11 protein-coding genes are annotated in these 14036 nt (G+C 45.6%); 4 read left to right on the plus strand and 7 right to left on the minus strand.

Translation table 11 applies throughout. The features are described 5' to 3' along the window. Positions 1-7 precede the first annotated feature (7 nt). The 5 genes from Q4Q54_RS08900 to Q4Q54_RS08920 form a co-directional block, all read right to left on the minus strand. Positions 8-790: an ABC transporter ATP-binding protein gene (locus Q4Q54_RS08900; protein WP_012089961.1), complete on the minus strand. Its 783-nt coding sequence runs from the start codon at positions 788-790 to the stop codon at positions 8-10. Continuing rightward, complete coding sequence (locus tag Q4Q54_RS08905; RefSeq protein WP_311988237.1) at positions 787-1737, minus strand: iron chelate uptake ABC transporter family permease subunit; 951 nt, start codon at positions 1735-1737, stop codon at positions 787-789. The genes Q4Q54_RS08900 and Q4Q54_RS08905 overlap by 4 nt, the downstream gene beginning before the upstream one ends. Next, positions 1734-2675, minus strand: a complete 942-nt coding sequence (locus Q4Q54_RS08910) for an ABC transporter permease (protein ID WP_063883358.1) — start codon at positions 2673-2675, stop codon at positions 1734-1736. The genes Q4Q54_RS08905 and Q4Q54_RS08910 overlap by 4 nt, the downstream gene beginning before the upstream one ends. Positions 2676-2746: 71 nt before the next feature. Further along, complete coding sequence (locus Q4Q54_RS08915) at positions 2747-3457, minus strand: TetR/AcrR family transcriptional regulator (protein ID WP_311988238.1); 711 nt, start codon at positions 3455-3457, stop codon at positions 2747-2749. A gap of 92 nt (positions 3458-3549) precedes the next feature. Further along, positions 3550-5667 carry a TonB-dependent receptor domain-containing protein gene (locus tag Q4Q54_RS08920; RefSeq protein ID WP_311988239.1) on the minus strand — a complete coding sequence of 706 codons (2118 nt, stop codon included), beginning with the start codon at positions 5665-5667 and terminating at the stop codon, positions 3550-3552. A 319-nt stretch (positions 5668-5986) separates the two neighbouring features. On the opposite strand from Q4Q54_RS08920, the gene Q4Q54_RS08925 reads away from it, so the two are divergent. Continuing rightward, positions 5987-7585, plus strand: a complete 1599-nt coding sequence (locus Q4Q54_RS08925; protein WP_311988240.1) for an ABC transporter ATP-binding protein — start codon at positions 5987-5989, stop codon at positions 7583-7585. Continuing rightward, complete coding sequence (locus Q4Q54_RS08930; RefSeq protein ID WP_311906376.1) at positions 7582-9159, plus strand: ABC transporter ATP-binding protein; 1578 nt, start codon at positions 7582-7584, stop codon at positions 9157-9159. Before Q4Q54_RS08925 ends, Q4Q54_RS08930 begins: the two co-directional genes overlap by 4 nt. A 2034-nt stretch (positions 9160-11193) precedes the next feature. On the opposite strand, the gene Q4Q54_RS08935 is transcribed toward Q4Q54_RS08930, so the two are convergent. Continuing rightward, entirely contained in the window at positions 11194-11778 is a 585-nt protein-coding gene (locus Q4Q54_RS08935; protein ID WP_253724266.1) for a DUF6151 family protein, read from the minus strand. A 69-nt stretch (positions 11779-11847) separates the two neighbouring features. Continuing rightward, the gene (locus Q4Q54_RS08940; RefSeq protein WP_311988241.1) at positions 11848-12636 is read right to left on the minus strand and encodes a hypothetical protein; all 789 of its coding nucleotides are present in this window, start codon (positions 12634-12636) and stop codon (positions 11848-11850) included. Positions 12637-12889: 253 nt separating this feature from the next. Here Q4Q54_RS08940 and Q4Q54_RS08945 point away from each other — a divergent pair, with 253 nt between their 5' ends. Together Q4Q54_RS08945 and Q4Q54_RS08950 are read left to right on the plus strand one after the other, a co-directional pair. Next, the gene (locus Q4Q54_RS08945) at positions 12890-13780 is read left to right on the plus strand and encodes a site-specific integrase (protein ID WP_311988242.1); all 891 of its coding nucleotides are present in this window, start codon (positions 12890-12892) and stop codon (positions 13778-13780) included. Then, positions 13777-14036, plus strand: a 260-nt coding sequence (locus Q4Q54_RS08950; RefSeq protein ID WP_311988243.1) for a transposase zinc-binding domain-containing protein, incomplete at its 3' end; no start/stop codon positions are given. The genes Q4Q54_RS08945 and Q4Q54_RS08950, both read left to right, overlap by 4 nt.

Raw genomic sequence — 14036 nt, forward strand, 5'->3', positions numbered from 1 at the left:
TTCGACGTCACTTGTATTCTCCTTGTAAGTTGAAGTTGAAATAGTTACAAACTGTTCCTTGGCTCGTTTTCAGCACTTCAAGATCCAGTTCGTACAGTGCTTTTAACCTTTGTGCTGTAACAACCTCTTCAACGGGTCCTTCGCAATGCACAGCGCCTTGCTTCATGCCGACAATATAGTCGGAGTAATTAGCCGCAAAATTGATATCGTGAACCACTAACACTACCGTTCGCTTGAAGTCGTCACACAGATGGCGAAGCGCCCGCATTATGCTAACGGCATGTTTCATATCCAGATTATTGAGTGGTTCATCTAACAATAAATAATCTGTTTGCTGTGCAATCGCCATTGCCAGAAAGGCCATTTGGCGTTGTCCGCCGCTAAGCTCATCGATAAATGCATTAGCTAATGACTGTAAGTCTAAAAACGACAGAGCTTCATCAATGGCACAATGATCTGCCTTTGTGAGTGTGCCTCGACTATAGGGAAAGCGACCAAATGCCACTAACTCCCTGACCGTCAGGCGTAAATTGAGGCTGTTAAACTGACGCATGGTTGCCACTTGCTTGGCGTAATCCTTCAGGGGAATGTTGTGGATAGCAGTACCTTTGAGTAATACCTCGCCCTGCTGGATATTCAGTAACCGACCAATCGACATCAATAAGGTACTTTTGCCAGCGCCGTTGGGACCAATGAGTGATGTAATCTGATGTTCGGGAAATTGCGTGGTAACATTTTTAAGCACAGGTTTCGCGCCATAAGAATGATGTAAGTTATTGACGGTAATCACACTGCGCTCCGAGGTTTAAGAATTAATACAAAGAAATAGGCACCACAAAATAAGTTAATTAACAGCCCAACACTGGTTTGATAATTAAACAGGTGCTCAACAAGTATTTGTGCGATAAGAAAAACTGAGATAGCAACGGCGCATCCTGTTATCAAGGTAAATGAGTGCGACGGATGCCTTGCCAGTGTATAGGCCATATTCGCGACAAATATCCCCATAAAGGCCGTAGGCCCTACTAAGCTGGTTGATATTGCGACCAATACCGCGATAAGGCCTAATAACAGGCGGACCACTTTTTGATAATCAATACCGAGAGAAATTGCCGGCTCTCGTCCCATCAGTAATACATCGAGCACAGCTCGCGATCTCCAAGCGACAATACACACGGCACCGACAAGCACTAAAGAAATAAGTAATTGCTCTGGTTGAGCGCGGTTGAACGACGCTAGGCTATAGCTATGGAAAATTGAAAATTCACCAGGACTGATAGAATATTGGATTAACTGAGTAAAACTGCCTAACACCACAGTAAGTACTAAGCCAACAAGCAGTAGGAAGAATACATCATGTCGATCTCCGCTAAATAGCCAACGATGAATCGCCATTGAGTAAAGCAACATCACTACGACTGAAACAAAGAAATTACTGTTAGCGGTGATCAAAATACTGCTGCCCGTCCCTAAGATAAGGATCAGCAGTGCCTGCAAAATCAAGTAAACCCCTTCATACCCCATGATAGATGGCGTTAAAATGCGATTTCCAGCTAAGGTCTGAAACAGTATCGAGGAAAACGCAATACAGACACCACCAAGGCAAATTGTACCCAAACGCACCAATCGATTAGGTATGACATAGTCAAAATCAAAACCTGAGCCCATCAATAAAAATGTGACTGCTAATATTACAAGCAGCCCCCAGCTCAAAAAATGCCATGCACTGTTTTTCATTTGATTTTCCAAACGATAACTAAAAAGATGAGCCCACCTAAACAGCTTGCCGTTAGACCTATAGGAATTTCAAACGGATATAAAATAAGCCGACCAAGTAGGTCACAGATAATCAATAGCGTTGCGCCAGCAAAGGCGATAATAGGCAAAGTGCGTTTTAAATTATCGCCGTAACGCATAGCGACAAGGTTAGGAATAATTAAACCAATAAATGGAATACTCCCGACTGTGATAACTGTGGTGGCTATGGTTAGGGAAACCAGTACTAACCCTAAGATAACTAGACTGAAATAACTCAGTCCTAGTGTGGTAGCCAAGCCTTCGCCCATTCCTACAATGGTAAAGCGCTGTGCATAAAGGTAGGTCAGCATGACTATGGGAAGGATCAGATAGATGATTTCGTAGTTACCTTGCACGATTTTTGAAAAATCACCCAGCATCCATCCCTGCATACTCTGCATCATATTGTTTTGATAGGCATAGAGTTCCGCTATCGCACTGAGTACACTGCCAAACATAATCCCAATAATTGGAATGAGCACCGGACTCTTATACCGAATACCACGAATAATCAGAATAAAGGCTAAGCTCGCAAGCAGGCAAAAAACCAAAGCGCCTAACATTCTGGCGGTGACACCCATACTTGGAGCATGAATGATTGAAATTAATATGCCTAGTTTGGCGGCATCAAGCCCGCCACAAGTAGCAGGTTCAACAAACTTGTTTTGCACAATCTGCTGCAAAATCACACCACAGACAGCGAGCCCGGCACCTGAGCAAATCAAGGCAAAAAGCCGCGGTAGACGACTCGCAGATAACACCAACCAGACATCATCCGAGAACGTCAGCATCTGCGTCACAGAGGCATACTTTGCACCTAGCAGCAATGAGGCAAAACAAAGCACAAAAAAGCACGTCAGTGCATAAACCACCTTCACAAGCTGATACTTCCTATACGCAATAAATCTTGTACTAATCTGCAGCCGCTATGAGGTTTCATATCGACGCGCTATATTTGAGCCTTATCAGATCCCCCTGCCTTTTGGGCATGGGTTACGGCAATACCTGCTAACACTAAGTCACGTTTTCGCTCCCACCATTTGCGGGCGCCAACCTTCATGATGTCTACCATCGCATTTATCTGCTCAGCTTTATCAGGGAGCTTGGTGGCTTCATCTTCCCAAATTGCGATAATTCGCTCTTTACGCGTTCGGCCATCGGCTTCTGGTTTAGTGGTTGACCACCATCCCAAAAAACACTCCCCCACCATGTCAACCAAGATATCAACGGCAAGCACTGCCTCATCGAGGGAGAAGCCTTTTTGTTGTAGCTTTTCGACCGACTCAGCAAAAGAACGTATACCCGATGACGGGGTAACACTGGCCTGATGAATAGATTCAGCGAGGCCAGGATGACGCTCATAGAGTGTCCAAATGGCATCGGTCAATATGATCAATTCACTCCGCCAATCGGTGGCTGCTGGCGCTCGCCAGTCCAGCTCATTAATTGCAAGCTCAGCGGCAATGGAGATAACGTCATTTCGACCTGCTACGTGATGGTAGAGGGAAGAATGATCGACCTTTAAATGCGCCGCTATAGCTGGGATAGTCGCTTGATCAACCCCAATCTCCAACGCAGCTCTGGCGATAGCCTCACGGGAAATACGGCTAGGTCTGCCTCGCTGGCGTTTTTGAGTCGGTTGATCCGGTACTTGTGTCATATCGATAAGGTTTCCAAGGCAAAAATGCCATTCTAACCGCTCTTGCTACCCGCTGCATGGCAATACCCAATACAGCGGGTAGAAGCTAGCCGCTAAAACTTCGCCCTAACGCCCACGCCTATTTCTCGTGGTTCAAGTAAATATGCATCCACGCCTCCGGTACTTCTGTCAGCCATTTTTGCCACAGGAGCACGTTCATCCAGTAAATTGCGCGCATAAACAAAGGCTTCAAAATATTGGTTGATTTGATAGGAAGAATTCAGGTTTACCGTTGTGTAAGACCCCACTCTTAACTCAGGCTCATTGGTATCCGTTGAAAAGTATCCATCCGTATGACGCACATCACCGCTCACTTTAAAGGCGTCGGTAATCGCATAGTCAAACCCAAGATTGAACATATATCCTGGCGCTTTACTAAACTCGTTGCCGACAAACTCCTCGCCACGGTAGTCATTAAATTCACTTATCTCAGTTTCAAGTAAACCCAGCCCTCCATATAAGCTAAAACTATCGGCAACTTTAAAGTTCCAATCTAATTCAATGCCATAGCTCTGCGCTTCATCGGCATTAATAATGACAGAACCAAAGGGTCGTCCATCTAGGTAGTCAGTAACTGAACGTTGTGAATCTTTAAAGCGGGTGTAAAAGAGATTGCTATTTATGATCAAGCGTTGTTCAAGCAGATCGATACGGGTAAAAAGTTCATAGTTCCATGCCGACTCGGCATCGAATGTATAATATTCGCCACCGCGGAAGTTAATGCCTGTACCACCAGGAATATTGCCTTCACTGATCATAGCGCCGATTAGGACGTTATCAGTCAGATCATAGGACAGGGCAACCTTAGGTAATAACGCCGTAAACGTCTCTTCATATTGATGGCGCACACCTGGGATGTAGCTGGCAATACCATCGTGGCTAATTTCATCAGACTGATAACGAAGTGCGCTGGTGAATGCCCACTTAGGCGAGAAGCGCCATATGACTTCACCGTAGGGGGCAAAACTGGTATGCCTCAGATCGGCGTCGGCATTACCAAATACGTTGTTCAACTTGTTATTCGTTTTATCGTCCCAGTAGAAGACACCGGCAACCCCACTAAACTCTGAACTCTTGTCACCAAAGTTCAGCCTTATATCATTCGAAAAGTTTTCATTATCTCGTTTTGCGATCCCTTGATAAGGTGCTGCAAATCGATAATCAAACTGCCCTTCTGAGTACTGCAGTTGGTTATGTAACTTCATCCCATTGTCGAACACATATTCAAGATCAAAAATCCCGACATGATTACTGACTTCTTGATTGTCCTGAAAAATTGAACGATTTTCTAAGTCATCATAGGGTTCTGATACCACCTCATTTCTGGGACGTTTAGCCTCAGTGGAGGAATAAGTCAGCATGGCGGAAAAGTTACTGTATTTTTCTGGTTCCCATAGCAACTTCGCCCGTAGATTTTGGTTTTTAAACTCAAAATCCAAATCATGGGCTGTAAATTCTGGGTTAACGTAATCAACAAAAGTATCTCTAGCGCTGTAATCTGCGCTAATTCTTGCGGCAAAGTCATTACTTAGCGCACCGGACGCCATGACCGAAAAGCGCTTCTTATTCCGACTGCCATAAAGTGCTTGCGCTGCAAATTCTGGCGTATAAGTGGGATTATGGGTATGGATCACTACGGCGCCAGCAATACTGTTGGCTCCTTGACTGGTGGTTTGCGGACCACGGTAAACTTCAATAGACGACACATCCCACACGCCTGCGGCGCCTAAATCCAGTTCTGCGGGGCTCAGATATTTACCATCAACACTGATAGTTGCACCCGGCACAGGCTTAGATAAGTAGGCATTACCCGCTGCAACAGGCCCTTTGGTATCCGTACCGCGGATAATGGGCGCATCGGTATTTCCGGCATAAATTAAATTTGGTGTACCGCCGAGAATTTCTGAAATCGTTGATTGGTCGGCATTTTTCCTCAACTGTTCTTCAGTGATGACCGTCACTGAACTCGCAGTTTCTTTCAACGTTCGCTCGATTTTCTGACCGTAAACGGTAATGACTTCAATGTTTCCCGCTGCATCTTGTTGCTTGGATTGCTTATCTGGAGCAGTTCCACTGTCAGCAATAGTTGAGCCTGAAATAGCGCTAAGCCCCAGCGCAAGAGAACCGATAACCCACTTTGATTGTGGGTAAAACTTACCAAATCGGGGCATGTTTAATAACTCCTTATACGAAAGATTTGTTGCCAATGAGAATAGTTATCAATTATATTATCGCCGTTCAAAACATTTATCAACACCATGTTGATAAATAAAAATGACCGCTTAATATGGTCGCCATCTCATGGCGGTTCAATTTTTATGAAACAAGGAATTTGGCTCGTGGATGTTCATTTGCCCATAAAATCTGGCACTCAGACTATTTTTTACTCCGCAATATCAAGACTTCATTACTTAATTTGGCTTGTGCTAAGCACGCATTCCAGACAGAAGCCCGGCCTGATCCACTTCGATTTTTTAGGTGAACATTAAAATGCAGTTACTTTTCAGCCCCCATTCAAAACTAGCTTTGGCCTTACGTCCGGCGATTCCCGCACTCACTATCGGAACATTACTAGCGGCTGGTACCGGCGTGATGGCACTAAGCGCACTCTGGTGCGTAATACAGCTTATTGCTGGGTATCATTCATTTTGGTTAGCGGGTGCGCTCATATTTTGGATATTGTCGGCACTGCTTTCTGGTAGCGCCTCTTGGATTAATCACAATGCTGAGGCGCAATTTTCTGGAAGATTAAAGCGTGATATTGCAGCGCATCTTGTTAGGCTGCCACCAAGTACTTTGGCAAAATATAAGGGCGAAAAGTTAAAGCGATTAATGGTCGATGACATAGCGTCATTGCATCATATGATCGCGCATTTACCCTCAGAATTAGCGACCTTTATCATTGTCCCTGCCATTACTATCGGTTTGCTGATCTTAAGCACGGGCCTAGTATCATTACTTGCCCTTATCCCAGGCCTCGTCGCCGCGCTTTTCTATTTGGTGGTAGTCCCAAGGCTTGCTGCAAAACAGGGTGAAGCACGAGTTAATGTGATGGGAAATATCACAGCTGCAGTGGATGATTACTCGCGTGGTGCACCAGTATTTAGAATTTATGGCGATCAAACTGGCGCAATAGCCGACTACCAAAAGGCAACTAAGCATTTTATTGAGGAGATCATTGAGCGGGTAAGCAAGGTATCCACTTCAGTCGCAGTGGCCACATCACTACTACAGGCTGTTTGCACTTTTGCGATTGTCTATGCCATCGGGTATGAATGGCCCCCAGAAAAGCTTGCTGCAGCCTTGTTCTTCAGTCTGGCCATTGTCACGCCAGCCCTAAAGCTCGGGCATGGGCTTGATTATCTTGCCACGGGCCGCGCTGCAGCTAAGCGACTAACAGATTTTCTTGAGCAGTCGAGAGTCCCTGTTGGTAGCGGTAATATTGAGCTTAATACACCTATGCCGCTCACTCTCACCGATGTCGTGCCTTCACTGTCTACAAGCAGTAAAACAGTGCCCATTAACTATCAATTTAGATCTGGCAGAATCACGGCAGTGACAGGGATCAGTGGTGTTGGCAAATCCACATTACTGCGCTTATTAGCTGGCATGGAGCCACTACATGCCGGAGATATTCGACTCGCTGGTATTGCACTCAATAAGTTGGATGAAGCCTCAATTAATCGCGCGATCATGCTATTACCGCAAAGTGCGGGACTACTGGCAACCTCCATCGCCGGCAATCTCGCGCTCACCGCACCTGATGCCACGGATGAAGATTACTTAGTGGCATTACACTGCACACAATTGGATAAATCCTTAACTACTCATGCAAGCACCTTGTCTGGTGGCGAAATACAACGGGTTAATCTTGCCCGTGTGTTTCTTACTCCCGCTCGCGTGATATTGCTTGATGAACCCACATCGGCCCTAGACAGCGAAACGGCATTTAACGTGTTCAAAGCGCTAAGCCATCACGCAAAAACAAACCACAAAACGATCGTGATGATTACCCATGACTTAACGCTTTCTGAGCTGGCGGATGACAAGCTCGCACTAAAGCATCACAGGGAAGGAGAAGGCCAATGATAAATCGTCCCCAAGATTACGCCGCCATAAAACACTTAATACCTGTTGCCTGCGGTTGGGCTGTGGCGGCCATATTGGAAGCGGCATGCTACATTCAACTGGCTTTAGCCATTATTGAGCAGCAATCACCACAAATAGTGCTATTCATTGCCGCGATAACCATACTCACCACAATACTGGCTTCGCGTTCTGGTTTTTGGGCTGGCGCAAGGCTAGCTAATGCGCTCTACAGTGCCCTAGGCGCGACTATGCAACAAGCTAAGCTCTCTTGGTTTACAGCCAGTGTCAGGACACTACTCATAGAAACCGTCTCTCGGAGTATTCCTGGCTTTATGAGTATTCCGGCACATCAATTTCAGGTCTTTATTCATGCACCGCTTATTCCGCTCTGCATTACTTTCGGCATCGGATTGATCGGTGGCATACCACTGGTAATGATGTTGGCTAGCTTGTTGCTCATATCATTTGTGATTCAGAGTATGGCGCAACGGGCCCTTGCCCGCGCAGATATGGACCGAAACAACGCTGAACTGGCAACGAATCAATCCACTCTTGAACTTATAGATCACGTAGAATTACTCCGTACAGCAGCGGGATACAATCGTGCGACCGAGCGTTTAGAGCAAAACTGGCAGGCGCAAGAAATCGCACTGGGTCGAACTAATCGCGCCGCCGCTATAGCAACATTACTGTCGGCTATCGCCAGCTTTTTACCTATTGCCGGCATGGCTCTCTATCTCGTGTTATCAGGCGTAAACAATACGACAATGCTGCTCGCTGTCTTGATGTTGACCATGCGCGCATCAGCGCCACTTGAGACTCTCGCCGTGGCGGCAATAGGCATTAATGATCAGTTAGCGGCTATTAAACACTATCGACAAGCGACTAATGCGCCAACGCTCAAAGAGCCAAGCCAAGCGCAACAAAAGACACCGCACAATCATACAATCGAACTGAATAACGTAACATTTCCCCCTGCGGTGCAAAATATCAATGCCATTATCGAACCAGGTGAACGCGTACTGATTTGTGGCCCTAGCGGTTCTGGAAAAACAACCCTACTTAAGCTATTAATGCGCTTTGATGATCCCACCCTAGGCCTGATCAATTTGGGCAAGGTACCACTCACGTCAATCCCTGCTGCTGAACTTGCCCGCTTTTTCGCCTATGTGCCGCAGGATCCACTCATCTTTACAGGCACCATTGCCAGTAATATTCGCATTGGTAACCCTGATGCCGACGATCAAGCCGTAGATAAAGCGGCACGCCAAGTGGCACTGGATGAAGTATTAGACAGATCAGAACTGGGCATTTACCAAGAAGTCGGCTTACAAGGTGCGGGGTTATCGGGAGGGGAACGCCAAAGGCTTGCCTTAGCACGCGCGCTTATCAAAAATGCATCGATTCTGATAATGGATGAGGCCACCTCGGCATTGGATGAGGAGACGGAAAAGCGCGTTGCCAAAGCTATTTGCGAACAAAGCTGCACACTGGTTGTCGTTTCGCACCGAAACCAATCAGTTTGGCAGCCAACTCACATTATAGAATTTGCTCAATCGCTTGCCTTAAAGTAAGAATTGCTTGTGCATTAGAAATTCTGAATTAAAGATGTACAACCTATTATTTTTCTTTACCCAAGCTTCTAATGAAGAATGTATTACAGCCGAGATGACGAAAGTCATTTCGGTACTGCACTAGCTGAAAGTACAAAATATCATGAGCATCGTAATAGAACTAACCAAGAGTTCATCGCATATCTCACTCTGATATCGGCCTCATTCAACAAAGATCAAAGGATCACAAAATCGATCTGTTGAAGTTGGTATATCCGAGCACACCTATTTTTTGAACTACTGAAAAAATTAGAATAATAAGCAAATAAAATCAATGCTATAGATAGCGTTCAAAATTATGAACGCCCCCTAAAAGCCCGTTAATAAAACAACAACCAAGCTCTCTAAAATCCTCATATGTAGTGAAGCACTGCGTGTCGCCGCCCCCGCAATCAACCGCGCCAGAAGGACCCGTGATGATAATGGTTCGCATCTATACCGAGTTGAGAGTGATTCTCATCATCATAAAGTGTCGCGTTCAGTTTCAACCAAACCGTGAGCATCGGCGAGACACAAAATCCGACCATCTGAAAATCTAAATTCATCATAATTGCACATGATCATCGCTCCATTCCTATCCATGCAGGATGACTAATATAGGTAAACTAGCACTCGGCTAAAGTATGCCTAGGCCTAGACAGCTGCTGTTCACCTAAAACCGTCTAAAACCTTAGCTTTTACCCTCTTCAGCCTATCGCCAATATTTAACACTAGAACAACAAATGCACGCCGTTGCATCCTCCACTAGGGTTGATGCAATGACTCGCCTGTAGCCTTACTGCTGCATGGGCTAGAGTGCTCCCAACTTTTTGAGGCTATCTAGGGATTATCTAGGCCGCATCGAAAAACGGTTGAACCATATTGGTGCAACACACTGAACAACACCCATTGAATAGAAACATATCAATAACAATTAAGGTTAAGGCCGCATGAGCCTAAAAACGCGTTCAATCACCCAGAAACAGTGTGCAGATCATCCCAGTTCGCCTGCTTTCGATGACTAAAAACGGGGAGCGGATAACGCCTTCGCAGGATGAGGCCGCGACCGAATCAGTGAGCCGAATAGAAGGATCCATTTGGGCGCCATCAATTCACCCATAACTGCCAAAAACCTCACCTTTTGCCCTACCCTTTACACCCCTCAAACGTTAACACAAAAGCAACAAAAGCGAGTCATTGCATCCTCCTGTAGGGTTGATGCAATGACTCGCCTGTAGCCCTACTGCTACATGGGTTTGAGTGCTCCCAATTTTTTGAGGCTATCTAGGGATTATCTAGGCCGTATCGAAGCTCTGTTGCTCTCTAATGCTGTAATATCTCTATCTCCATATAACATATAAGCAACAACCAAGACCAAGGAAACGTGCGGTATTCTCACTCGTCATCGTCGCTCAACACATCTATATCAGCCCTATTTATGCCGGCTTGACCCACAGACATTAGCGAATGCCTGAACGACTAATACATCTGCTGGTAAAGCCGCTGACAAAGACGTAAACATGCACCTTGATGCTAGGTATCAGCCCTATCCATCCCCTTCAATTAGCCAGCGTAAGATTAGCGGACACACCTACAGGCAAACACAACAGGCTCATAGGACCAAGCGGAACTACACGCTTAGGTACAGGCATCATAGATCATCGGCATTTCAGCGCTCATGATGCGCATTGGGATTGGGTAAAGCCGACATGAAGCGTAACGTGACCGGTAAAACGTCTGCAGGTGAAGATAGTGGCCTAAGAACAGGTCAAACTGAACGCACGATTGCATTGGTTTAGTCTGAACTTAACCTGTCAATTTTCAAATCACGATGGAATTAGATCTGACTGGTTGCTTTAACTCACTTCTGAATAAAGCGAGCTAGTTCGTTAGCTATAACAGGTGTATTTCTGATAAAAACGTCGATGTGTTAACACTGCCAACAGCGGCCGAGCTTAGCGAAGTCCAGCCCCGTTGGAGCAACACTGTTTGTGACCGGAAAAATTAAGCAACTTGTTACACGGCACTCTTCCATTTATCCAATTCGTCAGTGTTCAGTATTTTTGGGGTTACTCGAGGCAAACCGGAAGAATTAAAAAGAGGAGAGTTTTTGTATCTTCCATTGATGCGGTTCATGACCACGATCCATATGAAGCGAACTAAAACCCTCATAAGTCCACGTTGCTTTGGCTTCGCTTGGCCTAATGCAGTGTCAGTGTTTAAAATTGCAACGTCTGCTCCAAAGTCTTTATCCATTTGCTGGCGGTCAAGGCAGCTGTGAATAAGGCCGATGAATGATGCTTTCCGGCTTGCCATAGTATTGCCAATAGGCGTTCCGCAACATGCGGCATACCAGCGGATCATACCGTTTTTACTGAGGCGTACTGCCGATATGAGATGTTCCCCTTGGTAGAAAAACAGGTGTTGTTGAGCCACTTGAACGATCTCAGTTCCGCCTTGTTCGTCTAGCACAAAAGGAGCTTTACCAAGAAAATGTGCGAACGCTCGGCAATCCGTGCAATAGCAGATGAGACGATTGCTAGTACCAATTTTTTTGAGTTGTCCTTTAACAGCACCGCACTTACATTGAATTGGATGCATAGGTATCACCATTCCTTAGTCAGGTTACGAGCAAAGCTCTGCTGTATAACGCCGCCAGCAGAGGCGCAGCTATGCTGCGTCCTGATGACTTGCCTTGTTAGCCATCGTTTGCTCAATCATTTTGTTTCGTTTCACCCAAAATGTTATTGCGCCGATAGGTATTGTAAAAGTAAATATTAACGGAGCGAATTCGCTTGCAGCACTAGCACCAACACCTAGGAGTTTTATTGTTGCTATTTTTGTAGCTATCTCGCCAGTAGTCCAATTCATTGCAACCGCACCGATTCCAACAAACGATAATAAGTACCAGCGCCATTTTTTCTCTATGGGGGTTCGATAAACAAAAAAGCAAGTTATGATCATGAATATTGGAGTGATTATTGTTAGTGCCAACATCAAGATCTTAGGCACACTTGATTCTGCGTTACCAAAAGAATTTAATACCTTTTGCGATTCATTAGTTCGATAGACATTAATTCCTGTCACCAAAAGTTTTCCATCTTGCTTCGTCATGGAAACGCTTGATATTGACCAATCTACTTTGAATTTAGATTCAAAGGAAAAATTCGCTGACCAAACATCATTGAACGTGCGAACATTAGAACCCATTAATTCAGTCTTTAACGGCTCACCTTCTGGAAAAAATCCAGATAATTTATCCAGTTCTTCAACTGTTACCTTGGCTAGAAGCTCTGGATGCATTTGAGTTTTTATGTACTCAAAATTTTTTAATCGAAGTTGATCTAAATAGTCCTTGGCAAAAGATGATTCTTCTTTGGGAACTATCGATTCCTTAATGTCTTCGTATGAACACCCCACCACAAATAATGAAAAAAGGATGGTTAATATATACTTCATTTAGATGATCTCTCCATGAGATGGCTAACGCCGCGTTAAGGGGTGCAGGCACGCAATACAAAAGCTTCTGCAAAGCACCTTAAACACTAAACTCAACGCATGTTAAAAATGCCACGCGTGCCAAATCCCTCTTAAACGCTTTGTTGAACGAAGCCGCTTTGCGGCAGGAACAAGATAAAACCATCCTTTTGCCCCTCATCCTAAATACTTGCTAGACGCGACCTGCTTCGGTCGCAAACCTAGGAGTATCATCATGGACATTCACGAACAACAACGCTTTGATTTACTTTATGAACAACATCTTACCAACTTAACCTTACAAGGCAAGCGGCCTGCAACCATTGATGCCTATAGCCGAGCTATACGCCGTATTGCGGCATATTTTGACTGCTGCCCCGATACCCTGACCACCGATTATTTAAAGCGCTATTTTGCCGACTTAATTGCCTCACATTCATGGAGCACCGTCAAACTCGACCGCAACGGCTTGCAGTTTTTCTACTTTCACGTCCTCAATAAATCTTGGCAGTGGCTTAATATTGTTAAGCCTCCACAGGTGAAACACCTGCCCGATATCCTCACGCCCTGCGAGGTCGCGATAGTTATCAGCCTCACGCGCCAGCTGCGTTATCAGGTCTGTTTCTTAACCCTGTACAGCATGGGATTGCGCCTTGGTGAAGCGATTTCATTACAGGTCGGGGATATTGATGCAGGACTCATGCAGGTGCATATCCGTGATGCTAAAGGTGGCAAGGATAGACTGGTGCCTTTACCTCAACGCACCTTGTTAGCCTTACGCTATTATTGGCGCACCCACCGTCATCCTCGTTGGCTATTTCCGGGTAAAGATAATCAACCTGATTCACTCATGGACAGAGGCGGGCTCCAAAAAGCCATGAAGCAAGTCATTGCCGAGTGCAACATTCATAAAGCCATCAGCCCGCACAGTCTACGCCACAGTTATGCCACCCATTTACTGGAGCAAGGACTCGATTTGCGCTCAGTGCAAACACTGCTTGGCCATCACAGCCTGAATACCACCGCCCGTTACACGCGGCTCACTGATATCACCCGTAAAAATACCTGTGAGGCAATTAACCAACTGACCAACGACTTAGCTTTGAGGTGGGAGTGTGGGTTATGAGCCAGTTTATCGATATTGTACGCCAACATCTGGCGGATTTTCGGCGGCGTTATGCCCATCAAATCACCCCAGAAATACATGCTGCTATCCATGCCATGCTCAGCTGTCGTTGCAACACGGCGAGGGTGAGTTGCTGGGATTGTCAAACCTGCGAGCAACAGCTCGAGTTTCCGCTCTCTTGCGGTCATCGCAGTTGCCCACAGTGCCAACATGGCACAACATGTGACTGGCTGAGTAAACAACAAGCTAAGTTATT

The sequence above is a fragment of the Shewanella sp. SP2S2-4 genome, assembly GCF_031932025.1.
GTDB lineage: Bacteria > Pseudomonadota > Gammaproteobacteria > Enterobacterales > Shewanellaceae > Shewanella > Shewanella baltica.

Coding starts and splice junctions, on each gene's coding strand:
- Q4Q54_RS08920 (WP_311988239.1), bottom strand. CDS start 5,667: ATGCCCCGATTTGGTAAGTTTTACCCACAATCAAAGTGGGTTATCGGT.
- Q4Q54_RS08945 (WP_311988242.1), top strand. CDS start 12,890: ATGGACATTCACGAACAACAACGCTTTGATTTACTTTATGAACAACAT.
- Q4Q54_RS08915 (WP_311988238.1), bottom strand. CDS start 3,457: ATGACACAAGTACCGGATCAACCGACTCAAAAACGCCAGCGAGGCAGA.
- Q4Q54_RS08935 (WP_253724266.1), bottom strand. CDS start 11,778: ATGCATCCAATTCAATGTAAGTGCGGTGCTGTTAAAGGACAACTCAAA.
- Q4Q54_RS08905 (WP_311988237.1), bottom strand. CDS start 1,737: ATGAAAAACAGTGCATGGCATTTTTTGAGCTGGGGGCTGCTTGTAATA.
- Q4Q54_RS08930 (WP_311906376.1), top strand. CDS start 7,582: ATGATAAATCGTCCCCAAGATTACGCCGCCATAAAACACTTAATACCT.
- Q4Q54_RS08925 (WP_311988240.1), top strand. CDS start 5,987: ATGCAGTTACTTTTCAGCCCCCATTCAAAACTAGCTTTGGCCTTACGT.
- Q4Q54_RS08940 (WP_311988241.1), bottom strand. CDS start 12,636: ATGAAGTATATATTAACCATCCTTTTTTCATTATTTGTGGTGGGGTGT.